This is a genomic window from Chitinophaga fulva, assembly GCF_012927205.1.
In the GTDB taxonomy this organism is placed as follows: Bacteria; Bacteroidota; Bacteroidia; order Chitinophagales; family Chitinophagaceae; genus Chitinophaga; species Chitinophaga fulva.
The window spans coordinates 282,601-307,204 of sequence record NZ_JABBGC010000001.1; the positions used below are offsets into that span (position 1 = coordinate 282,601).

A 24,604-nucleotide genomic window follows, 5' to 3' on the forward strand; every position below is an offset into this window, starting at 1 on the left:
TGTTGTGTTGCTTATTGCACGAGCCACATAGCGGCGTTGATATCATCTGTGGTACCACCGAACTGGCTCTTCAGCGAAGCGGTCCAGTTAACGGTATTGGCAGATCTCTCTGTATCCGGGTATTTGAAACGTTTCGGGAGCACACCGCTGTTACCGGTACCTGCACCTGTCAGGAAGGTAGGCACTCCTGTGCGGCGCCAGTTGAAATACGCCTCCCAGCCGGAGTTCTCAAAGAAAGCGAGGTATTTCTGCGTCAGGATCTGTGTCAGGCCCTGTGCGTTGTTGCCCTGGTACTTAACAGCTGCCTGCTGATAATAACCATTCTCAAAATCAAAAGGCATATCATAACGTGTACCCTTATACGTTTTGCTGACAGTGCCAGCCGCTCCTGTAGGGATGCCATAAAAACCCAGGGAAGCTTTGATGCCTTTTTTATACCAGGCTTCCGCATCACCGGTGGTCCATCCGCGGGCAATGGCTTCCGCCATATTAAAGCACAGTTCCGGGTAACCGACGATCACACCGGGTTCGGCAGCATAGCTGCTATAATAACGGCTTCTGCTACGCAGGGAATAAGCGGCGGTATCTACGTTAGACATCTTGGAGGACATATCTTCCTGGCTTTCACCGGAAGAAGCACCTACGTAAGCTGTGATATCTGAAGGCAGCTTATGCAGCTCATTGATCTGTTTGGTGGCCGGTTCAGCGGTAACATAAGCCCTTGGATCGTTGAGCCCTACCAGTGTATTGAGGTAAGTAGCCGACATATTGTAGCGGGTAGCGTCAAAGCCGAGGTTATCCGGGTTGGACGGATACTTGTTGATGTTATTGTAGATGAACTGCATGTTATGGTCCATCGCTTCCATCAACGGGTATTTAGCAGGATTACTAACGATATTATTAAACTGCTGCGCTACATTAATATCCGCATCCCCTGCTTTTTTACTCAGCGCTATCAACACACGCAAACGGAACGTATTTACGGTACGCTGCCATTTGGTGAGATCATTACCGTAGTAAAAATCACCTTTCAGCACCTGTCCTTCTGCTGTATTGGATTTATCGGGATTGGCTATCTGTGCGGCCAACTGTGTATTCGCTTCTTCCAGCCATTGCAGTATTTGTACAAACACTGCTTTCTGCGCGTCGTACGTCGGCGCAATATTGTCTTTGCCTTGCAAGGCAGTCTTCATCGGCACATCCCCTACGAGGCTGGACAACCGGTAGTAGAAAAAGGCACGGGCAAATTTACCCAAAGCAGTATATGGATTCACGTCTTTGCCACCCAGCCGGACAGCTTCTGTTTCCATCTGCTGCACGTTGGTAAGCGAGAAATAGCTGGCAAAATCAGCCCCGTTCCAATCATAGCGCTGATCACCATAGTAGTTATAGTTACAGCAGTCAAACTGGTTCCAGCGCATCACCACGCTCCATGGCCTGTCTGCATTCATATCTCCCAGAATACCTCCTAACACCAGGCTAGGCGGAACTTTCGCGGGTTTATTCGTATTGATGGAATAATCTTCAAACTTTTTATTGCAACTGCTGAAGGCGATACCGGCCAACGCAGCAAAGGCAACTATTTTCAGTGATTTCATACAATTCATGTTTAAGCGGATCAGAAAGTGAGATTAACGTTAAAACCAAACCGGCGTGTGGTAGGTGTTTGCAGTGTGGAAGAGCCCTGATCGGCACCAGGGTACTGGTCCAGGTCCACATCCTTATTTTTGGCAAAATACAAGAGGTTTCTACCTACAAAAGAGACATTGGCAGAGCGGATAAATGTTCCTCTCAACAAGCTCTCCGGCAGGGTGTAACCCAATGTTACTTCGCGCAGTTTGGCAAAAGTTTTACTGATCAGGTTAGCTTCGTTGGTTTTGTAGTATACGCTGATATAATCCTGCAGGAAGGTTTTGGTAGTGTTGGGTGCAAATTGAAGTTTGTCTGCGTTGGTAACTTTTCCGTTATTATCATATTGAATGGGCACATTGTTGGTGATCACCACACCTTCTCCCTGCCATGATTTCACGCCTTTATAATCCTGGTAGCGGGCATCTCCCATAGCACCTTCCGTAGTAAGGATGTTACGGCCACCACGGAAAGTCTGTTGCTGGATATAGTCGATCATCTGACCACCTACGCGGCCATCAAACTGGAAGCTGAGGTTAAAGCCTTTATAGCTGAAGCTGTTGTTGATACCCCAAGCCCAGTCAGCGCTGGCATTACCGAGGTATTGTTGTGTTGGGTTCACGATCGGACGACCATCAGGACCGTTGATGATCTGGCCATCGGGTGTTCTTACGAACTTGGTACCGAAGAATTTATCAACACGGTCACCCACGCCGATATAAGCATTCAGCTTATTATAATCACCGTAGATGCTCACATATTTCTCCTGGAAGGTAGACCAGTTGGCGGTTACAGTCCAGGTAAGGCCACGCGGGTTTTTAATTGGCGTAGCATTTATGGATACTTCATAACCGGTTTTGCGGGTGTTTACCCCATTCACCAGGTAAGCAGAGTCACCGGTGCTGGGCGCCAGCAACAGGGTGTAAATGCGGGGTCCGTTGAGGTTGGTGAAGTAGGTAGCGTCCACGCCTATACGATTTTTCAGGAACCGGAGATCCATACCTACTTCTGTTACCTTACTGGTAAAGGGTTGCAGGTCAGGGTTGGCGATCACGCGGGCATAATAAGCAGCGGCCTGGTTACCATATACCGGTGATACGCTGTATACCGGCATATTATAACGGGGACCATCATACGAAGACTGATATTCTGTACCATAACCCAGCGGATAGTTGGCTTCCGGCGTAGCACCGATAGTAGGTACGGTGAAACCACCTTTTACGTTGGCATAAGAACCACGGAATTTCAGGAAGGAGATCACTTCCGGCAGGTGCACATAATCAGATACCACCGTGCTGAGTGAAACAGACGGGTAGGAATAAGTGTTATGCGTTACCGGCAGGTTGGAAGCTTTGTCCAGCCTGTCGGTCAGGGACACCGTGGCGTATTTGCCCAGGTCGATGTCCACATAACCGTAAGCGCTGAGCACCAGCATGGGTGCGCTGTAGCTGGTAGCATACAATGGATCGCGGGAGTTTCCGAAGCCATACCATCCCGGAGCGTTCAGGTAGTTAGTGGAAACGAAGCTGGAATTATATTTATACGAACGGGCATTACCACCTACAGAGGCTCTCACACCAATTTTGTGAGGGAACACGTTGGCATAGGAAACCATCACGTCCGTATTGTTTTCATACAGGGAACGTTTGTCTTCGCGGTAGTCGCCTTTTCCTTCTTCACGGCCGTAAGGGTGTGCGGAAAACGGCATCTTCTCTGTGCGGATCAGATCGTAGCTGGTCACCTGTGTACGGGCCATCAGCTCCAGTTTATCAGACAGTTTGTAAGTCAGTTTAGCGTAGCCGTTGAGGTCTGTTTTGTGGTGGCCACGCAACCATTCGTAGGCCATGAACCAGGGGTTGTGGTAACGTTGGTATTCAGCGTAGATGGACTGGATACCTTCTTTTCCTGGCTGCCAGTAGTTGCGCATGTCGTCCATGCTCCAGTCAGCGCCAGCCCAGATAACGGTATTATAGATAAGGCTGTTAGGGCCATAGGTCACATCCGGGAAGTTATCGCTGGACTGACGGTTGTAGTTCAGATAACCTTCCAGGCGCAGTTTGGGCGAGAAGCTATATCCTGCAGAGATATTAAAATTGACGATATCCAGCGCCGTGTTAGGCACAATACCTTTCTGGTAGGAATTGGACAGGGAGAAGCGCAGATCGGCTTTATCCGTGTGAGCAGAAACCGCGAGGTTATTGGTGCTCAGCATACCAGTACGGAGGAAACGTTGCAGGTTGTTTTTACCACGTGCAGTCCAGGGAGTGCCGGTGCGTTTGCCGGTAGCGGGATCAATAGGACTATCGTACTGCGGAATGAGCTGGCCTTCGAATTTTGGTCCCCATACGTCGTAGTCAGCGTCGTTTACGCCGGCGCCTTTGCCGTCTACGAAGGCGTATTTACCGTGGTCACCGGGGCCATAGAGGTCCTGCACTTTCGGGATAGCGTTGAAGCCTCTTTCAAACATGGTGCTGGAGTTGAATTCGATGGAATACCCTCTTTTATCTTTGGAACCTTTTTTAGTGGTGATCATGATAGCGCCGTTGAGGCCGCGGGAGCCGTAGAGTGCAGAGGCGGTGGCACCTTTCAGGACAGTATAGCTTTCGATATCATCCGGGGAGATGTTCCAGGTATCGGAGTTGATAGGTACTCCATCCACCACATAGAGATTGATATTATTACCACGGAGCTGTACCATTGGAGAGGCCAGCAGTTCAGCAGAAGCACCTACCGTAAGGCCAGCCACTTTACCTACCAGACCGTTGATAGGGTTTGGTTCCCGGGCTTTTACGAGGTCGGCGCCTTTTACTTCCTGCACGGCGTAGCCTACCCTTTTTACTTCTTTACGTATACCCAGTGCCGTTACCACCACTTCGTCGAGCGCTTTTTTATCCTGCTGCAGGAGCACTGATACGAAGTTGTGATTGTTGACCGGATATTTTCCTGTCAGGAAGCCGATGGAGCTTACTTCCAGGATATCGGTACCGTTGGCAGAGATGCTGAAGCTACCGTTGGCATCGGTAACTGCGCCTCTATGAGCGCCGACTACTTTTACAGTAGCGCCTATAACCGGTTGGTTGTCGCCGGCGGAAAGGACTTTTCCGGTGATGGCTTGTTGAGCTGTTGCTGTTGTTACATTCAGCAAAAGCAGGAGCAGGGCACATAACTGCGTAAGTGCCTGTCGTAGGTTTGATTGCATGGCAATTTAGATTAGGGGGGTAATGTTTATTACCATGCAAAGGTTAAGTTCGAATATGATGGGAATGTTAAGTTATACTAAATTTAACGTTAAGTATTTGTATATAACTCGTCAGAAAAGTTTACTATCTACTTCTCACTTTCGAGGAAGAAATACACGACGAGAATCTGTGCAGTGTCTTCGCCGATATTGGCGGGTTTATGGCCCAGGCGGCCGTCGAAGAAGAGGGAGTCGCCTTCTTCGAGGATATATTTCTCATTATCGATCAGGTATTCCACGCTGCCTTTGATGATATATTTATATTCATAGGCATCGGTCTTAACGATCTGGGAGCGGCGGGCGCCTTTCTTTAATTCCAGCATTACGATATCCACCGGGAAATGTTTTACATTTTTGGTGAGTATCCTTTTATACTGGAATCCTTTGGCCGGCTCCTTTTCAAACTCCTGATAGGAGGATTTCTGTTTGATGATGACCTTGGATTGTTGTGACTGCTGGTCTATTTCATTGAAGAATTCGTTCAGGTCAAGGTTCAGGGCACGGATGATATTGATAAGCACCAGCAGGGAGGGCACGGTGCGATTGTTCTCAATCTGAGAGATAAGGCCTTTGCTGACTTCTGCTTTATCGGCCAGTTCCTGTATGGTGATGCCTTTGGCTTTCCGTTTTTCCTTGATCCTGTTACTGATCTGAATGATAATGTCCTCGGTCATATAGGTCGGTCTTGGGACAAATATAGGGAGAGAAAGCTAATGCATTACGTTATATATTTGTCGCATGTTCAGTATCGACCAAATTCTAGCCATTGCATTCACGTTATTTGCCGTCATAGACATCGTTGGCTCTATCCCTGTGCTGGTGTCCCTGAAAGAAAAACTGGGGCATATAGACGCCGGCAAAGCCACCCTTGCGTCAGGCTTCCTGATGGTGCTGTTTCTGCTGGTTGGCGAGCAGTTTCTTCGCCTGTTCAGTGTGGACGTGCATTCATTCGCGGTAGCCGGCTCCATCGTTATCTTCGTGATAGGCCTGGAAATGATCCTGGGGCTCGAACTTTTCAAGAGTGGCCAGGATGTTAAATCCGGCAGCATCGTGCCTATTGCTTTCCCTATGATAGCTGGTTCCGGGACACTGACCACTATTATGTCGCTCAAAGCCAACTTCGGGGAATACAATATTTTGGCGGGTATCGTACTCAACCTGCTCATTGTTTTCCTGGTCCTTAAGAGCCTTAACTACATAGAACGCCTACTGGGAAAGGCCGGGCTGATGGTGCTCCGCAAGTTTTTCGGGGTTATCCTGCTGGCTATTGCGGTAAAAATTTTTAAAAGTAATATCAATCTTTAATGTAATTTGGGATTATTCCGGAGAAAATGTACCTTCGCGTTCCCTTTTGGCCTCGTAGTACAATGGATAGTATAAGAGTTTCCGAAGCTCCAGATTCAAGTTCGATTCTTGACGAGGCTACTAAAAGATTAATTCGCCCAAACTTAGCTTTACTAAGTTTGGGCGTTTTTCATTTACGGACGTGGGTTTCAGCGGAAAGAACGGTAAAATGGAGTAAAGGGGAATTAAGAAAAAATGTACCCCAAATTGTACCCCGGTGTACCCCAAACCGTACCCCAAAAGTTGTAAAAATCCACCGACCATGACCGGCGGATTTTTTTTGTTTAATGAAGCTGGACAAACATTGCCTCGCTGGTTATGGTGCCGCTATCACTATACTGGAAAAATGCATCATAAGCCGCATAACTGTCGCCAATATTGGCCTGAATAATAATTCCGCCGTAGTTAAAGTTTCTAAAAATTCCGTTTACAGATATAATACCCTGCATAACATACAGTCCGGATGTTTTATAAGTAATCTCAAACCAAATATCCTGTGTTCTTGCTGCCGTTAGGCTGGCTGTGGCTTCTACAGGATGGGCATTAGAAAAAGGAGTGAATCCCAATAAAAGGGAAAGGACGGATACAAAGATTAGCTTTTTCATATGGGTTGGGTTTTCTGTAAAATTAAGCACTGGCCACGCATTGGCGTATCAGCAACGGAAATAGCGCTATTCTATTCAGTGCCGGTGTCTTCTGAAATGATCCCAAAACCGTTGCCACCATGACCTCTTCCGGATGATACAAATACTTCCCATGGTAACAGTGTGCCGGGTGTAACCAACACCGGTAACGACCAACTCATTTAATGCTGTAACCGAGCGCTTTAGCATTATTTCCTGTGGCCCGGCCCCAGTCTGTCCATTCAATAAAATGGACTGCCTTTCATATCCGATCACACTGATTTCAAATACAGGGTATTTATGCTGCAACCCCGGTGGAATTGCAACACGGAACTTTCCTTCCGATGAAGAAGATGTACCAACACCCGGCTTACCCATGCATTTAATGGTAACAGCGGGGACGGGTGTACGATCTTCCGCATCGAGTATTCTTCCGGAAAACTCAAATGGCACACAGGAAGTATCACAAGGAAGAGGTGTATTTACCCGGGTAGTGGTATCTACCTGTTGCGCCTTTATCACATCAGGAAAAATGATGGATAACAAAGTAGATAATGCAAACGCCGGTAATATTGACGGATGAATTTTTCCCTCTGCATGGATCTCTCTGCCAACCTGAGAAATATCAAACCGGCCACAAATATTTCCGGAAGAATTTCCTAGTTTATCCAGTAACTCCTGATCGGATAACAAACTAAAATCAATAACTGTCTGCTCACACTGTTGACAATAGTTACCACCACAACCGGGCAACATGCTATCCCATTGTTCATGACAGGGTTTGGGAATAGAAACAGTAATCGTTCTTTTCATAAGCGGGATATCAGTTCATTCTAATATAAAAAATCTGATGGATAAAAGAGATGGCTCTTTCGTCATGTCGGGATAAAAAATGCCCGTTCAGAAAGCTGAACGGGCGCTTTTGTTATTGGGGGTAACGTTACTAGTCCTTTATGATCATGCAACCTGGCGTTATTACACAATATGGTGTACTCTCCTCAATGAGACTTTAGATCAAATAACTTCTGGGGTTTAGCTTTCGCTGGATGTATCCGGTGATTATGTTCCGGATAGTGATGTAAAACTACCGTGTTGTGGCAAACAATATGTCCCGCATTAACATCCGCCAGAAACGCTTCGATATTTGCCGCACTCTCCAAAATTTTCGCATGATATTTCCCATTGCGCTGAGGCGTATCTTCTGTAAACTTTTCTATAACACCAACGTGCTATGTTGAATAGCAGGGTTTTAGCTATATTTGAAACATGCGAGCTAGATAACCAAAATCTGAATTAAATCCTTATTGCCCATAATATTTGCTGAATTGTTTGGAACCAAATCCATTCTGGTATTAGCGAAATAATCATAAGTCTAAAAAAATTGTGCTGTTGCACCCTTGACGGGAAGAGAGAAACTTTTTCAACCTAAAAAATCTAAATAACCTATGATCAAAGTATCATCCAAAGCATCGTAACACTTGTTTTTCATTTTTTACACGAAGTAATTATTTAACGTCCATACTGTCATTTTTCGGGCTGCGTTCAGCCTGCATGATTGTTTTTGCCATTTACAAGCATACTCGTGAGTGACCCACAGTAATCAAAGGAATTACCCCTGATTCTTTACTGAGCTCGGAGCCATGTACTGTAAGTGGTAGGGGAATTCCTGTCTTTAAATGTTATCTCAGAAAATCAAAATCTAAATTGCTCATGAAAAATTTGCTACTCTTATGGCTGTTCGTGGCCAGCAGTATTGTGCATAGTTATGCTCAGACACGGACAATCAATGGTAAAGTCTCAGATGCAAAAGACGGATCGCCCATACCAGGCGTTACGGTGAGTATCAGCGGCAGCAGAACAGGGACTATGACTGGCCCCGACGGTAGTTACAAAATAGCGGTTGGAGACAATGCCTCGCTTGTTTTTTCCTATGTAGGTTTTCTTAGCCAAACAGTATCTACCAGCGGTAAAAGCCGCGTAGATGTTGCCATGCATGTAGATACCAAAGGCTTACAGGAAATCATCGTCACCGGTGTGGGTGCGGCCACTGACAGAAGAAAAGTCGCCATCGCCGTAGAATCATTGTCCGGAAAAGATCTGCCTAAAGTACCAGCCGCTTCTATCGATCAGGCGCTGGTAGGTAAAGTCGCCGGCGCGCAGATATCATCTGTTTCTGGTCAACCAGGCCAACAGGCACAGATCATCTTACGCGGTATCAACTCACTGGGTGGTACGCAACCGATGATTCTCCTCGACGGTGTGCAAATCAATGCTGGTAGCAGCCAAAACGGTTCTTCCGGTAACCTTTCTTCCAGGCTCGCAGACCTTGACCTGTCCAACATTGAAAGAGTCGAAGTGGTACAAGGTGCTGCTGCTGCTACTATCTACGGTGCACAGGGCGCCAACGGTGTCATCCAGCTCTTCTCCAAAAAAGGTTCCCGCTCCGGTAAGATCAATGTTAACTTCAGCTCAAGAGTAAGCTTTGACGATGTATTGAAAGGTAACTTCAAATATCTTTCCAAACACTATTATCCCACCGATGCGGAAGGATACATCATCGACCCTTCCGGAAAGCGCATCAAGCCCGATGCCAGAGGCATCTGGAACCAGCCTAACCGGGATATCACACCCAACACCGTAACAGATAAGAACTTCAAAGAGCCGATATACGATCACGTTGATCAGTTGTTTAAAAACAGTGCCCCCACTTACAACAACTCCATCAATATTTCCGGCGGCCGGGAAGGATATGATTTTGCACTCAACCTCTCCAACCTCCAACAAACCAGTATTATCAATGGAGACTACAGCAGGACCAACCTTTCACTGAACGTAGGAGCGGACATCCTGAAAAACCTCAAACTGCGCTCCACTACACAGCTCATCACCTCCAAAAATACCACTGGCGCTATCACCGGCCAGAATAACATTTTCAGTGGCCTGGGCTCAGCGATGTCTTCTTATCCATATGAGGATCTGCTGTTCAAAGATTCTATCGGTAACTACCCTTTCAATACCATCCTGACAGATAACTCCGTATATCCTTTCTACTCTTTTCAAAACAGGACATATGAAGCTAAAACCAGTCGTATAGTACAGGGCATCAACCTCAATTATCAACCTATAAAGTTTGTTGAAATAGACTACAAATACGGTATCGATTACTATCGCTACGATTTCACCAACTTCATTCATAACCAGGAAAAAACACTGACTCCCGGTAAAGGCATCGATCCGTTTAACGGAAAGCTGACCTATGACAGGGACAACGAGACTACACAGAACTCCCTGTTGACCGTGTTCGTAAAAACAGACTTTGAACGCGACTTTAACATGAAACTCCCCATCACCACCTCCACTCAGTTTGCATACGACTGGCGTAAACGTGTGTATGGCAATATTGTCATGGAAGGTGTCGGTTTCGCCCCCTTCCCTCCCTTCACAATGGCTAATGCCGCCTCCAAAGCCAACGATGAAACCCGCGAGGAATTCGTGACCTACGGTTACCTGGTCAACCAACGCATTGATTACGGCAACCTGTTCGGTATCTCCGGTGGCGTAAGAGTGGACTACTCTTCTGCTTTCGGCCGCGGTACCAAACCATTCACCTTCGGTCGCAGTGACGCTTACTTCAGACTGGGCGAACTGTTAAAAATCCCCAGCATCTATGAACTGAAGCTCAGAGGTGCTTATGGCGCGGCCGGTATCCAACCTGGCGTTTATGACCGTCAGATTACCCTTGAAAAAGGCGCTATCGGCCAGGCCAACTATCTCGTCCTCAAAGGAACGTTGAATAACCCTGACCTTACCGTAGAAACATCCAAAGAATTGGAAGTGGGTATCGACCTCGGTCTCGAATTGAGTAAAGGTATATGGTTCAGGAAACTCTCTGTTAATCCTACTTACTGGACAAGAAGCTCCAATAACGTTATCCGTGCTATCGATCTTTCGCCCTCTACCGGCGCAAGTGGTATCCTGACCAATGCGCTCACACTCAAATCCAACGGCTTCCAGTTCTCCTTCGATCTGGATGTGCTGGAAAGCAAAAAACTGTACTGGAATTTTGGCGTAAAATTCGGCAAACAACGCTCTATTGTTGACTACATCTCCAATCACAAACCCATCACCATCGGCGGTTCAGGTGAAGGTCAATTCGTATTGAAAGAAGGCGAAAGCGTAGGTGCTTTCTTTGGCGTTACTCCCCTCACCAGCCTCGACGAACTTCCTGGCACTGCTGTAAAAGGTAACTATGAAGTAGGTCCAAACGGATATGTGGTAAATAAAAATACCAAAGCCGTTATGTTCGGCACTGAGAACAAAAAAATCGGTGACCCTACGCCTAAATTCAATATGAGCTTCAACAATACGCTCACCTTCAACGGTCAGCTTACACTGTCCTTCCAGCTGGACTGGCAATATGGCGGTCAGATTTACAACCAGACACGTCAATGGCTATACGCCGATAAAATCAGCAGCGACCTGGAAAAACCGGTTACCATCAATGGCCAGACCGGCGCCTTCGTTGCTTATTACAACAGTATTTACAACACCAACACCACCAACTCCGTCTTTGTGGAAGATGGTTCCTTCCTGAGACTGCGTGACCTGACCCTGAACTACAGACTGGATAAATTCCTGACCAACAAATTCATCAACACCGCACAGATCAGCCTAACAGGAAGAAACCTGTTCACCATCAGCAACTATTCAGGACTGGACCCTGAAGCCAGCGCACGCGTCAACAACCCGATCAGAAGAGGTATCGATGTATACTCCTTCCCCAACTTCAGGTCCATACAAATTGGTGTAACGTTCGGTTTCTAAAAACAAAAACTCACGATCATGAAGAAAGTATTCCTTACAATATTATCAGCATCCCTTCTTTTTAGTTGCAGTAAGAGCAGCCTGGACCTGTTGAACCCGAATGAGCCCACGCCGGCGGTGTTGAAAACAGAAGAAGGGTTGATCAGAGGTACACTCGGCATCTATACCAAATTTGGTCTGGAATTCTGGTGGATCGCCTTGGCCAACCACGACGTTATGGGCGACAGTTACACGATCAGCGCCGGCAACTACTCCTGGAGATGGGTGAACCAGGTTTCAAAAATCAGCTTGTCCAACGGTACCGTGCTGACTCCCCCTCAGGGAGGCGCTCAGGGCACAGAACTCAAAAACCGAAATGACCGCGCTTTTGGTAATGACAATGCCTTCTACAACGAATGGGCAGCTCTCTACTTTGTAAATAATCAGGCCAACCAGATCCTCGACGTTACCGCCCAAAGCGATCTGGCCATGACTGGCGGCGCCGATGAAGTAGCTACCAAAAAAGCACTGATCCGCGCCTTTGCCTACTGGTGGAAAGGCTTTGCCTACTCCCGCATCGGCTCCATCTACATCGCCGGCGTACAAGCCGACAAGTTCGTGGATGGTACTCTGATGAACAACGAGTTCATTACACACGATGCCATCGTAAAATTAGGCAACGACAACTTCGACGCCTGTGCGGCAGAACTGAACAAGGTGAGCAACATGAACGCCTACAATGCATTGTTCAAACGCCTGATTCCTGACTTCACCTTTACCGGCAAAGGTGGTGTCATAAGCCCCGACGCATGGAAAAGGCATATTGCTACCTATAAAGCCAGAAACCTCCTCGTCAACAAAAAGGTAGCCCAAATGACCAATGCAGACTGGACCAACGTATTAACCCTGGCTACCGCCGGTGTCGCCAAAGATGATAAGATCTTTACCATGCGCAGCGCAGATGTGGGTGACCTCGTTTCCATCACAGCCTGGTCCCCGTACCGCCTGCAGATTGGCTGGGAGAACATCAGCGAACGTCTTGTCCAGGATTTCAAAGATGGTGATGAACGTTTTACCCGCAACATAGACGGTCCGTATGCTCCATATGGCAACGAAAGAAACAGGGGCGCGCAATATGCTACCAGATGGTATCTCTATGAAATAGGCGATGGTGGTGATTGGGCATCCACTACTAGCGGTCTTGCTGAACTCCCGGTAGCCTGCACCTATGAAGAAAATGAACTGATGATCGCAGAAGCTAACATCCGCCTCGGCAATATCGACGAAGGACTGAAACACATTGACAACGTTCGCGATTTTCAGAAATCAGGACTGGCACATGTTTCTGGTACCGGCCTTTCTCAAACCAATGCACTGGAAGAACTGCGCCGTGAAAGAAGAATTGGCCTCTTCCTGAAAAATGTGGCGTTCTATGATGCCAGAAGATGGGGCGTTACCGCACCTGCTGCACAGGGCGGTGGCCGTCAACACGTATGGGTCGTAAAACCGGATAATAAACTGGATACCGATGCCACTATCGAATACAACTACCTTGATTACTGGGACGTTCCGCAGAACGAGCTGGACTTCAATGCCCCGAGCAATACTTCTGCACCTGTAAGATCCAACTAATCCTCTTTTCTCTTTCAATACAAACGGGGACGGCGTATAGCCGTCCCCGTTTTCCATTTTTTAGTACATCTTCATAATGATTATCTTCGCGACAGTTTCTTTTTAAATTCAACTTTAGTCATGAAAAAATCGTTATCCCTTTCCCTTTTAATCCTCTCCTTCTCATCTATTGCCCGTAGCCAGCTGCAAACCATTACCGATAGTGGCAACACTACTAACAACGCCCTGTTCATTAATGGGTCTGGCAAATACAACATCGGTAACTATACCGGCCTGATGCTCTATTTTTATAATGGAGGCGGTTATGTGGATGTGGTGAATCCCGGTACAGCCACATTTCAGCCGCTGTTCCTCAGAGGGTCTTTCATCCAGACCAACAACAGGTTGCTTGTCAATAATGCCTCCGATGATGGCACTACCGCTTTACAGATAAACGGCAATGCCGCTGCCGACAGATTTCGAAATAACTCCTCCTCATTCCGAAATGATAACTCCCGGAACTCTTTCAACAACTTTACCGCCCAGGGCGCTACAATGTCCTATGGTTGGATTGCAGCTGACTTTGGCAACAACGATAATGCTGGGAACCGGGTAGTTATCGGGAACGCTCTTAATGGCAAAGCCATCATAGGCGCACATGACGGCGCCCTGGAACACTGGGCAAACCTCATCCTCCAACCTGAACGGCAATACGGTAATCTGGGCATCGGCACCGTTGATCCTACAGAAAAACTTACTGTTTCAGGCAATACAGCCTCTGAGCGTTTCAGGAATATGGACGCGGCCTGGTCTGGCAACTCGAGAAACTCGTTTACCAATCTGATTGCACAGGAGAGCAGTAGTATCTCCCCGGGATGGATCGCAGCAGACTTTGGTAACAACAAAGATGCCGGCAACCGTGTGGTGATTGGTACCGCAGCCAATGGCAGCGCCATTGTGGGCAGTCATAATCATAATCTCACACAATGGCAGGACTTGATCCTGCAGCCGGTAAAAGACGAAGGAAACGTTGGCATCGGAACTACCACGCCACAGTCCAAACTGGCCGTGGCTGGCACCATCACCGCGCAAAGGGTAAAAGTAACTGCTACCGGATGGCCGGATTATGTGTTCCATGCCAATTATGTGCTGCCGGCATTACAGGAAATAAAACAATACGTGAATACATATAAACATCTACCTAATATCCCAGCAGCAGCCGAAGTAGAGAAAAACGGACAAGATCTGGGAGAAATGAATAAACTGCTGCTACAGAAAGTGGAAGAACTCACTCTTTATATTATCCAGCAACAGGAGCAGATTGCTGCCATGAATGAACGGCTGAAGAAAGTAGAAAAACAATGATACTTCATAAAAAAAGTCCGGCATTCAAGGTGCCGGGCTTTTTATGAAAAACTATCGATGCCACAATCTTTTCCATTTGTATTTGAGACGCTGCCAGGGAGTAGCCTTTCTCACAAACGCACCACCAGCCACCACCACGCAACCACCCATTACCGCAGGCGTCAGTACCACATCCACTGTCTGCTGTCCTGTTAGCGGCACCTCCACCCTGTCAAACCCGATAAAAGAAAAGACCAGCGTCATATGCTGTTCCGGTGATATGGAAGGTACACTTAACTGATAAAGACCTTGTTCATTTACTGCAGTACCTGTTTTCATTCCCTTGATGAACACACTGGTCCCTGGCACTACAGTACCATCTTTCTCTGTCACTTTTCCTGTAATGGTACGCGACACGGTAGTATCACTGGTAGCAGACAACTGGTGATTGTCTGCCGCTGACGCGATAGCCGGCAGGCCGGCAGACAACATTACACCCAATACTGCAACGGGCAATAGCGACGTCGCCTGCTGCTCCGGCAGTATCAGTCTGTCCAGCTGCGATTTCTTAAAACGCCCACAATACTTTTGGGAAGTGTCAGATAACAGCTCTATTAGCTGGCTATCGGAGAGAACAGAGAAATCAATGACTGACTTTTGGCAGCTTCCGCAGAAACGGCCGCGGGTGTCAGGGGTCATATCCTCCCAGGGTTGGTGGCATGGGTGCGGTATAGAAACAGTCAGGGGTATCTTTCGCATAACTTAACAATATACTTTTAAGTTACACCTTTTGACTGAAAACGTACAGCCGGTGCTGTTATAACAGCACCGGCCACACTAACAGCATATTACTTTTCCAGCACCAGCTTATCCAGCTCCGCTGAGATGAAGCTGATTTCCTCTCTTGTGAGTTGAATATTAGCGGCTTTAGCGTTCTGCACGGCCTGTTCAGCATTCCGTGCACCTACCAATGCAATGGTGATACCGGGTTGTTCGATCGTCCAGCGAATGACCAGCTGTGAAAGTGTCGCATTCTTAGCTAACGCCAACGGGTATAGTTTCTCCAGAAAAGCGTTGGTCCTTTTCAGGTTTTCGTCCCGGTAGAAATAGATACCTGCCCGGTGATCACCGGGAGCAAACTGGTGACCGGGCTTCATTTTACCCGTCAGCAGGCCACGCTCCAGCGGGCTGTAAGCCAGGATGGACAAGTTATTCTTAATGCAATAAGGTATATCAGTCATTTCAATGCCACGTTTCACCATGCTGTATGGCACCTGATCAGACACCAACGGCACATATTTACGGGCTTCCTCCAATTGTTCAGCATTATAGTTACATACCCCGGCATAACGCACTTTGCCCTGCTTAATGAGCTCTGCCACGGTATTCATCGATTCCCCAATGGGGGTAGTGGAATCCGGCCAATGGATCTGGTACAGGTCAATATAGTCAGTGCCAAGACGGCGAAGGGTGTCTTCACATTCTTTGATAATACTGGCTTTACCGGCGTATTTGTAGATATCGATATCCTTTCCCTGGTTATCCTGGCTCTTAAATGCAAAATCGCCTTGGGCGAGGTCCCAGCGCATCCCAAACTTCGTCAGGATCTGCACTTTATCACGTGGGATACCTTTGATAGCTTCTCCAACAATTTCCTCGCTGGTGCCCTGTCCATATATCGGAGCGGTATCAATGGAAGTAACCCCTTCGTCGTAGGAAGCCCTGATGGCCTTTACAGCATCTTTACGTTCCGTTCCTCCCCACATCCAGCCACCGGCAGCCCAGGCCCCGAAAGTAACCACAGATGCTTTTAAATCTGATTCCCCTAATTGTCTGTATTCCATAATAGCCTTTTGTTTTAAGTCAAAAATAAAAGAGTCCGGAGGTATATCCCCGGACTCTCTGATATATAACTGTTATTTTATCCATTCAGTTCACTTAATTCCAGCCAGCGCATGCCTTTCTCATCCAGCAACTGTATCACCTCCCCTATCCGGTGGGTGAGTGGCTCCATTTCCTCATAAGGCAGTGTGCCGCTGGCCAGTTTGGCCTCAATCGCTTTCTTTTCTTCTTCCAGGGATTCCATCTCTTTTTCGAGATTTTCAAACTCCTTTTTTTCTTTGAAGGTCATTTTGCGGGCACCTTCCGTTGGAGCAGCAACAGGTGCCTGAATGGCTTCAGCTTTAGCCTCTTTTTTCTCTTCAGTCTTACGTTTGTCCTCTTCCTTCTGCCATTCCCTGTATTGGGTATAATTACCCGGATAGTCCCTTACTGCCCCGCCACCTTCAAATACAAAGAGATGGTCCACCAGTTTATCCATGAAGTAACGATCGTGGCTAACGATGATCACGCAGCCCTGGTATTCCAGCAGGAAGTTTTCCAGGATGCTGAGCGTAGGCAGGTCAAGATCATTGGTGGGCTCATCGAGCACCAGGAAGTTGGGATTACGGAAGAGGATAGAAAGCAGATGCAGTCTCCTTTTCTCTCCCCCGCTGAGTTTGGAAATATAGGTGTATTGTTTTTCCGCGGGGAACAGGAAGAGTTCGAGAAATTGGGCCGCACTCACCTTGGAACCATCGGCCAGCGGGAAGTTTTCAGCGATGTTTTTCACAAATTCGATCACACGCATATCTTCTTTCACCACCAGCCCGGTTTGGGAATAATTGCCAAACACGATAGTCTCCCCTACGTTGATTTTACCGGAATCTGGTTGTTCAGTACCCAACAGCATGTTCAGGAAAGTGGATTTTCCCACCCCGTTTTTGCCGACTACGCCTATACGATCTCCTTTTTTGAAAGTATAGTCAAATCCTTTGAGGATGGTCAGCTCACCATATGCCTTGTAGACCTTTTTAAGCTCGAGGATTTTACCACCGAGGCGGGTCATTTTCACATTCAGTTCCAGCTGCTGGTCTGCAATTCTGGTGGAAGCCTTTTCTTTTACGTCGTAAAAAGCATCCTGGCGGGCCTTGGATTTGGTGGTACGGGCCTTGGGCTGCTTACGCATCCATTCCAGTTCCTTACGGTAGGTATTGCGTGCTTTTTCCACACTGGACCGGTCCATTTCCTCCCGGGAGGCTTTACGTTCCAGGTAGTTTTCGTAGTCTCCCTTGTATATAAAGAGCTGCTCCTGGTCCAGTTCCATGATCTCATTACAGACGCTGTCAAGGAAGTACCGGTCGTGCGTTACCAACAGGAGGGTTACCCTTTCCTGATCGAGGTAGTTTTCCAGCCATTCGATCATGCTCACGTCCAGGTGGTTAGTTGGCTCGTCCATGATCAGGAGCACGTGTTTATGTTCGAACCCAATGTCTATCAATACCTTAGCCAAGGCAACACGCTTTTGTTGCCCGCCGGAGAGGGAGCCTACCGGCTGATCGAGGTGGTGTATATTGAGTTTACCGAGGATCTGTTTCACTTTCGCGTCAAAGTGCCAGGCATTCAGCTCGTCCATGCGGGCAAAAGCGGCAGTGAGCTTTTCCACGTCCGGCTCGTGGCCTTCTTCGGTCAGGAGTTCGTATTCCTTGATAGCGTTCAGTATGGGATTATCATGATCGAAGATATTCTCGATCACGGATTTTGTGGGGTCGAAATTGGACTGCTGTTCCAGCATTACAACGGTCACATCCTTGTGTATCCATACTTTTCCTTCATCGGGAGCTTCTTTGCCCAGGATAATTTTAAGCAGGGTGGATTTACCTGTTCCATTTAGCGCCACCAGCGCTATTTTATCGCCTTCTTCGATATGAAAAGAGATATTCCGGAATAATGGCTTAACGCCGTATGATTTAGTGAGCCCTTCTACTGTAACGTAATGCATAACCGCGAAGTTATACATATTCAGGAAAACTCCCCCAAATCCGGAATTATGTATTTGATATTATGATTTTTTTCGTATATTCAGTATAGGAATGGATAGCCGGACGGATAATCCTACACCTAATGATAACGATTTTTGTTGTTCGTTTTATTTCGGCCTTTGTCCATTATCCTTGCCCCTCTTTTGCGAAAAATAAAAAGCCCTTGCGCGTGAAGCGGAAGGGCTTGCGTGTTTTTAGCACTTACTTATTTAAAAATCGTAATAGAACTGTCTGAAGGAGCTACGGAGACCAAAGTTGAATATCAGGTCGGTTTTGGAGCCGGTGATGTCATTTTTGAGCCTGCGTGCGGCCAGGGATGCCTCCACCCTTAAGTTGTATTTCGGGTTCAGGACGTAGGCGACGGTGCCCTGTGCATAAAGCAGGTTGGTTTTAATACCCTGTCCTATCCAGTTGCCATATTCGTTAGGGTGAGTGGTATATGGCTTGGAGATATCGTGACCGAAGTTGGTTTTTGTATCCGGATCATCCCCGTATTTGGCATACATGATCTCTCCGCGGCCGTACCAGCGTTTATAACGGTAGGTAGCGATGCCCAGCACTTCCTGGAAGTTGGCACCTAATGGGTGTGCCAGCGACTGGTTATAGTGTTCGTAGTTGATCAGGGTGCTCTTATAGCTATAGGTGTAGGGCCTTACAGCATTATATTCTCCCTGCAGGTCGAGGTTCTTCACCTTAAATAGGTCGAATGAGCGGAAGCCCAGCTGCCAGCTTTGTTTGTTGGCCCACCAGCCTTTACCGCCGAATACCTCCTTGATTTTAAACTCATCCAGTACCAGTTGGCCGTAGATGGTGGTTTTGGGGAGGAGTTTGTATTTGAAATTGGCACCTACCAGGGCGTTATCAGAGGAGCCCTCAGAGAACTCGGCAGAGCGGAGGAAAATGATCGGGTTCATGTAGCTCCAGTCGAAGCCACGTTTACGACCGGAAGAATCAGCATCTGGCCAGATCACCGCATCAAAGAGCCCGAGAGTCAGGCGTTTGTTGACATTCCAGTCAAGGAAATGGAAAACGCCCCATTTTTTATAGTAGCCGAGGTCGCTATAAGCGGCGGCAAAGTCCTTACTGTGTTTATCCATAAACTGGGCCCACATGGCGGTATATTGCACGTTGCCAAGGTTCCCGGTTAACCGGAGATAGGGGTAGCTGAACTGAATATCAGAAAGTATCAGGGAGCGATAACCATCTCCAATGAAATTTTGCCCATAGCCTGCAGTGACATTCAGGTATTTGTTGGGCGTATAGGACAACAGCGCGTTGGCATAATTATAATCAAATGCCTTTCCTTCACTGTAATCCTTGATAGCTCCCTGACCGGGAACGATATCATTTTTACGGATATACTGGTCGAGATAATAGGGGAATTTACCCTGGTTCTCATAAAAGGAGGATTCAAAATAAAACTTGGTACCGATGTTGGCCTGAATAATGGCCCCCCGGGTATTCAGCCAGGTAGTCCTGTTGCCCTCACGGCTTTTACCAATCTGGAAGTCTGGCAGGAAGTCTATAAAGACGTTATATTCTTTATTTCTGAACTCGAGCAAATGCTCCTGGAACAATTTACGGTAAAGCAGGCTACGCTTTACAGGGTCCTCTTGTGTGTACATAGCGCTGGTGTCCACATGGAGGATGGGTTTAAAGGCAGTGTGGTGGTTGCTGGAGTCAAGGTAGAGTTCCCGTATGTTCATATGGTTATACGGAAGAATAACCGGTAATTTCTCCTGTGCACTGGCTGCACGGGCCAGCAATAGGATTGCCGTTACCCAAACGAGATGCTTCATTAATTTTTGTTTGGTTCTAAAATTTATTAATTCACGGAATCAGGTATTCACAAACATCTTCACAATGACCTGACAAAGTATGATGGCAGGTTTCATCAAAACGCAAAGATAGTATTTTCAATAAATTGTGGCGACAGCGGCGGGATGAATCGAAAGAAATGAATGATTGCCCGCAGGATAACATCGACGGGCAATCGAAAATACTACAAATAATGTGTTTGAGAACCAGATTTTAGTTTCTCAGTAACTTTTTTAATATCCTGTTCATCTTGTTTAGGATAAATCAACAGCACATCATTATCATCCACCACGATATAGTCCTTCAGACCTCTGATGACTGCCATCTTGCCTGCCGGCAGATGTATAATGCTGTTTTCGGTATTTTCCAGTTGAAGATTGCCGGATGTTACATTCCTGCCATCCTGTTTCTCAGCTACTTCATATAAGGACCCCCAGGTACCGAGGTCGCTCCAACCAAAGTCTGCCGGGATGGTATATACATTGTCCGCCTTTTCCATGATCGCATAATCGATCGAAATATTGGGGGAATGTGGATAGTGTTGATTAATAAAAGCTTGTTCCTGATCGGTATTGTAATATTCATTCCCTTTTTGGAAAAGGGTATGGATCTCAGGAGCATGTTGCTTAAAGGCAGTCAAGGCTGTTTGGACATTCCAGATAAAGATGCCGCCATTCCATACATAATCTCCACCGACCAGGAATTCCCGGGCTTTTTCCAACGGGGGTTTTTCTGTAAAGCGGTTTACTTTGTGTATACCATTTTCACCAGCCTTTATAAAATTAATATAACCGTAACCAGTATCCGGCCTGGTAGGGGTAATTCCCAATGTAAGCAGCGCTGCCTGGTTAGCAGCGGTATCCAGGGCCAGTCGGATTTTATCTATAAAGATATCTTCATAGAGGATAAAGTGATCGGAAGGGGCTACCACCATATTGGCATCCGGATTCTTTGCTGCCAGTTTGAAGGCAGCATAGGCAATGCAGGGTGCGGTGTTGTTCCGGGAGGGTTCACACAGAATGTTCTCCTCGGCGATATCCGGGAGTTGTTGTTGTACCAGTTCTTTATACTGACAGTTGGTAACAATATAGATATTCGCGGGAGAGCACAACCGGAGAAACCGGTTATATGTCAGCTGCAATAAAGATTTCCCGGTTCCCAGAATATCAATAAACTGTTTGGGGTAATTATTGCGGCTTTTAGGCCAGAAGCGGCTTCCGACACCACCCGCCATGATAAAAACGTGGGTATTTTTGGTTTCCATAATTAAGCAGACCAAAGTGTTTTTTTCACTTCTTCATAGACGTCGCGAATACCGTCTTCCAGATCGATAGCAGCATTCCAGCCGTAGCTATGTAGTTTGGTTACATCCATTAATTTACGCGGAGTGCCATCCGGCTTAGTAGTATCAAAAACTAACTTTCCGTTGTATGCTACAATCTCCCGAATCAATTCCGCCAGTTCACGGATGCTGATATCTTTCCCTACACCGATATTTACCAGTCCTTTTTCATCATAATGTTGCATCAGGTGGAAACAGGCGTCAGCCATATCATCGGCGTGCAGAAATTCCCGTTTAGGTGTACCGGTACCCCATAAGGTTACTTCCGGCTGGTTATTTACCTTCGCCTCGTGCATTTTACGCAACATGGCCGGCAATACATGGGAGTTATTCAGATCGTAGTTATCATTAGGCCCATATAGGTTGGTAGGCATTACAGAAATGAAGTTACTGCCATATTGGGCACGGTAAGCATCACACATTTCTATCCCGGCTATTTTGGCAATGGCGTACGGTTCATTAGTAGGTTCCAATGGTCCTGTAAGCAGGTATTCCTCTTTCAATGGCTGTGGCGCCATCTTTGGATAAATACAGGAGGAGCCCAAAAACATTAACTTTTTTACCTGATTCAAATGCGCATGATGAATGACATTATTTTGAATCATCAGGTTTTCGTAAATGAATTGGCCACGATAGGTATTGTTAGCTACGATACCGCCTACTTTGGCTGCTGCCAGGAATACATACTCCGGCTTCTCCTGCTCGAAAAAAGCAGCTACAGCAACCTGATCACGCAGGTCCAGCTCACCAGAAGTACGGGTAACAATATTATTGAATCCTTCTTTTTCCAGCCTTCGCACAATAGCAGACCCCACCATTCCGCGGTGGCCTGCTACATATATTTTGTTTCCAGGTTTCATCTTATTCAAATTGGTTCAGCACTTTATAACCTGCATCTTTTAACAACTTCTCTCGTTTGAACAGCTCTACATCAGCAGCTACCATTTCTTTTACCAAGGCGGGCAAATCATATTTAGGCACCCATCCCAGTTTAGATTTGGACTTGGAAGGATCACCAATCAGTAAGTCTACTTCAGTTGGCCTGAAATAACGGGCATCTATTGCTACAACTTCCTGCCCCGGTTTCAATGGGCATTCGGCATTCTTACTGCTTTTCACATATCCTTTCTCATCTACCCCTTCACCTTGGAATTCCAGCTCAATACCCACTTCAGCAAAAGCCATGGTGATAAAATCCCGAACTGTTGTAGTGATACCCGTAGCAATAACAAAATCCTCCGGTTTATCCTGCTGAAGGATCAGCCACATTGCCTCCACATAATCCTTTGCATGGCCCCAATCACGCTTAGCATCCAGATTGCCCATATACAGCTTATCCTGCATGCCTATAGACAGTTTCGCAACACCACGGGTAATCTTTCTTGTTACAAAGGTTTCACCACGTAACGGACTTTCATGGTTAAACAATATTCCATTGCAGGCAAACATATTATAGGCTTCCCGATAATTTACGGTGATCCAGTATGCATACATTTTCGCCACCGCATAGGGAGAGCGGGGATAAAACGGTGTTTTTTCAGATTGAGGCACCTCCTGAACAAGACCATACAATTCAGATGTGGATGCCTGATAAACTCTGGTTTTCCCGGTAAGCCCAAGTAATCTGACAGCCTCAAGTATTCGTAAAGTACCAATACCATCTACATCAGCTGTATACTCCGGTGCCTCAAAGCTTACCTGAACATGGCTCATTGCACCCAGATTATATATTTCATCCGGTTGAACTTCCTGGATAATCCGTATCAGGTTCGTACTATCAGTAAGATCGCCATAATGCAATTTAAAACGAATATTCTTTTCATGCGGATCCTGATAAAGATGATCTATCCTATCCGTGTTAAAAAGAGAACTTCTTCTTTTAATACCATGAACCTCGTAACCTTTCTTTAATAAAAGCTGTGCCAGGTATGCGCCGTCCTGGCCGGTAATGCCTGTGATTAGGGCAATTTTCATCTTGAACAAATTAATAATATCAGCAATATTAGCAACTTTCTGAGAAAATCAGGAACCTGTAGAAAATATTTCACCGTGTAAAAGTTATCCCTCCCCGGCCTGTCATGTCTTGTCAGCCCAGACTATTTCGGAAGATAGATTATTTACCGGAAACCAGCTCCTCCATTTGGAAAAGGAAGACGGATATCATTCCATTAAAAATAATGCTTCCTCACACCGTTAATCGCATACAGTATAAAATTATATGAGGCATAAAAAAAATTGAGACGCTCAACATTCCGGTATACTATCCATTGGAACTTTGAGGACTTCCGCTTATTTGCAGAAATCCCGCCATCCCTTTTCCTATAATAGGCAAGCTCTTGCCGGATTCCGATCATCTTCCGGTTAAGCACTTCGCATTGCTTGGCTATTGACAACCACAGAACATAGTCTTCCCGGCCCCAGCGACGTAATATATTCTCGGGCAGTCCTGTATTATTGTTCGCTGAATCTGGCTGCAAAAAATATTGCTTTCCCAGTTTCTGAACGTCATACATGGCCGTCAAACAGCCAATATCACATCCCTTTAAAAGCGTTTTATAGTCAACAAAATCAGGCACTTTAACATCCCTCAGATACTCTCCGCTCTCTGAAACAACGTGATAAGCCGAATAAGAGAAAACAGCGTTTTTATTAACCATTTCCTTCAACTGTATTTCAAGCTTTTCCTGATGCCAGAGATCATCACTATCCAGGAATGCTATATATTCCCCGTTCGCCAGCGTTGTCCCCAGATTACGGGCAGCAGCAGCCCCCCCGTTCAGGGGTGCCTTCACCGGTTTTATCCTCGCATCTGTTTCCGCCATCTGCTGAGCAACGCTGAATGTTTCGTCTTTAGAACAGTCATCTACAATAATTAGCTCCCAATTTTTATAGGTCTGATTAATAACTGATTCTATGGTTTCTTTTATGAAATCTTCAACATTGTACGCAGGAGTTATTATAGAGACTAAAAAATTCATGCTGATAGCTTATT

Annotated in this window: 17 protein-coding genes and 1 tRNA gene; 5 read left to right on the forward strand and 13 right to left on the reverse strand. The window is 46.5% G+C overall.

Annotated elements, in window-relative coordinates:
* Positions 1-11: 11 nt before the first annotated feature.
* The 3 genes from HHL17_RS01255 to HHL17_RS01265 all read right to left on the reverse strand — a co-directional run bounded on the left by HHL17_RS01255 (position 12) and on the right by HHL17_RS01265 (position 5,541).
* Positions 12-1,598: a SusD/RagB family nutrient-binding outer membrane lipoprotein gene (locus HHL17_RS01255; protein ID WP_169223001.1), complete on the reverse strand. Its 1,587-nt coding sequence runs from the start codon at positions 1,596-1,598 to the stop codon at positions 12-14.
* Between the two features lie 20 nt (positions 1,599-1,618).
* Complete coding sequence (locus HHL17_RS01260) at positions 1,619-4,828, reverse strand: SusC/RagA family TonB-linked outer membrane protein (RefSeq protein WP_169223002.1); 3,210 nt, start codon at positions 4,826-4,828, stop codon at positions 1,619-1,621.
* 128 nt (positions 4,829-4,956) lie between these two features.
* Positions 4,957-5,541 (reverse strand): helix-turn-helix domain-containing protein, encoded by a 585-nt coding sequence (locus HHL17_RS01265; RefSeq protein ID WP_169223003.1) that lies wholly within the window; start codon positions 5,539-5,541, stop codon positions 4,957-4,959.
* Positions 5,542-5,605: 64 nt separating this feature from the next.
* Here HHL17_RS01265 and HHL17_RS01270 point away from each other — a divergent pair, with 64 nt between their 5' ends.
* Both HHL17_RS01270 and HHL17_RS01275 read left to right on the forward strand, forming a co-directional pair.
* Positions 5,606-6,172 carry a MarC family protein gene (locus HHL17_RS01270; protein ID WP_168871203.1) on the forward strand — a complete coding sequence of 189 codons (567 nt, stop codon included), beginning with the start codon at positions 5,606-5,608 and terminating at the stop codon, positions 6,170-6,172.
* Positions 6,173-6,220: 48 nt separating this feature from the next.
* Positions 6,221-6,292, forward strand: a tRNA-Arg gene (locus HHL17_RS01275).
* 203 nt (positions 6,293-6,495) lie between these two features.
* Here HHL17_RS01275 and HHL17_RS01280 read toward each other — a convergent pair.
* Both HHL17_RS01280 and HHL17_RS01285 read right to left on the reverse strand, forming a co-directional pair.
* Positions 6,496-6,816 (reverse strand): hypothetical protein, encoded by a 321-nt coding sequence (locus HHL17_RS01280; RefSeq protein ID WP_169223004.1) that lies wholly within the window; start codon positions 6,814-6,816, stop codon positions 6,496-6,498.
* A 75-nt stretch (positions 6,817-6,891) separates the two neighbouring features.
* Positions 6,892-7,647 (reverse strand): carboxypeptidase-like regulatory domain-containing protein, encoded by a 756-nt coding sequence (locus tag HHL17_RS01285; RefSeq protein ID WP_169223005.1) that lies wholly within the window; start codon positions 7,645-7,647, stop codon positions 6,892-6,894.
* An 897-nt stretch (positions 7,648-8,544) separates the two neighbouring features.
* On the opposite strand from HHL17_RS01285, the gene HHL17_RS01290 reads away from it, so the two are divergent.
* From HHL17_RS01290 to HHL17_RS01300, 3 genes are all read left to right on the forward strand, one after another.
* Positions 8,545-11,658 carry a SusC/RagA family TonB-linked outer membrane protein gene (locus HHL17_RS01290; RefSeq protein WP_169223006.1) on the forward strand — a complete coding sequence of 1,038 codons (3,114 nt, stop codon included), beginning with the start codon at positions 8,545-8,547 and terminating at the stop codon, positions 11,656-11,658.
* An 18-nt stretch (positions 11,659-11,676) separates the two neighbouring features.
* Positions 11,677-13,269, forward strand: a complete 1,593-nt coding sequence (locus HHL17_RS01295; protein WP_169223007.1) for a RagB/SusD family nutrient uptake outer membrane protein — start codon at positions 11,677-11,679, stop codon at positions 13,267-13,269.
* A 120-nt stretch (positions 13,270-13,389) separates the two neighbouring features.
* Complete coding sequence (locus tag HHL17_RS01300) at positions 13,390-14,613, forward strand: hypothetical protein (protein WP_169223008.1); 1,224 nt, start codon at positions 13,390-13,392, stop codon at positions 14,611-14,613.
* Positions 14,614-14,664: 51 nt separating this feature from the next.
* Here the strand turns inward: HHL17_RS01300 and HHL17_RS01305 are convergent, their stop codons facing one another.
* From HHL17_RS01305 to HHL17_RS01340, 8 genes are all read right to left on the reverse strand, one after another.
* Entirely contained in the window at positions 14,665-15,351 is a 687-nt protein-coding gene (locus HHL17_RS01305) for a carboxypeptidase-like regulatory domain-containing protein (protein ID WP_169223009.1), read from the reverse strand.
* Positions 15,352-15,440: 89 nt separating this feature from the next.
* Positions 15,441-16,436, reverse strand: a complete 996-nt coding sequence (locus HHL17_RS01310) for an aldo/keto reductase (protein ID WP_169223010.1) — start codon at positions 16,434-16,436, stop codon at positions 15,441-15,443.
* 77 nt (positions 16,437-16,513) lie between these two features.
* The gene (locus HHL17_RS01315; protein ID WP_169223011.1) at positions 16,514-18,412 is read right to left on the reverse strand and encodes an ABC-F family ATP-binding cassette domain-containing protein; all 1,899 of its coding nucleotides are present in this window, start codon (positions 18,410-18,412) and stop codon (positions 16,514-16,516) included.
* 249 nt (positions 18,413-18,661) lie between these two features.
* Positions 18,662-20,251, reverse strand: coding sequence for a hypothetical protein (locus HHL17_RS01320; protein WP_169223012.1), 1,590 nt, complete (start codon positions 20,249-20,251; stop codon positions 18,662-18,664).
* Positions 20,252-20,454: 203 nt separating this feature from the next.
* Positions 20,455-21,534 carry a mannose-1-phosphate guanylyltransferase gene (locus HHL17_RS01325; RefSeq protein WP_169223013.1) on the reverse strand — a complete coding sequence of 360 codons (1,080 nt, stop codon included), beginning with the start codon at positions 21,532-21,534 and terminating at the stop codon, positions 20,455-20,457.
* A 2-nt stretch (positions 21,535-21,536) separates the two neighbouring features.
* Positions 21,537-22,472 carry a GDP-L-fucose synthase gene (fcl, locus tag HHL17_RS01330; protein WP_169223014.1) on the reverse strand — a complete coding sequence of 312 codons (936 nt, stop codon included), beginning with the start codon at positions 22,470-22,472 and terminating at the stop codon, positions 21,537-21,539.
* A 1-nt stretch (position 22,473) separates the two neighbouring features.
* Positions 22,474-23,586: a GDP-mannose 4,6-dehydratase gene (gene gmd / locus HHL17_RS01335; RefSeq protein WP_169223015.1), complete on the reverse strand. Its 1,113-nt coding sequence runs from the start codon at positions 23,584-23,586 to the stop codon at positions 22,474-22,476.
* 194 nt (positions 23,587-23,780) lie between these two features.
* Positions 23,781-24,590, reverse strand: coding sequence for a glycosyltransferase family 2 protein (locus HHL17_RS01340; RefSeq protein WP_169223016.1), 810 nt, complete (start codon positions 24,588-24,590; stop codon positions 23,781-23,783).
* Positions 24,591-24,604 lie beyond the last annotated feature (14 nt).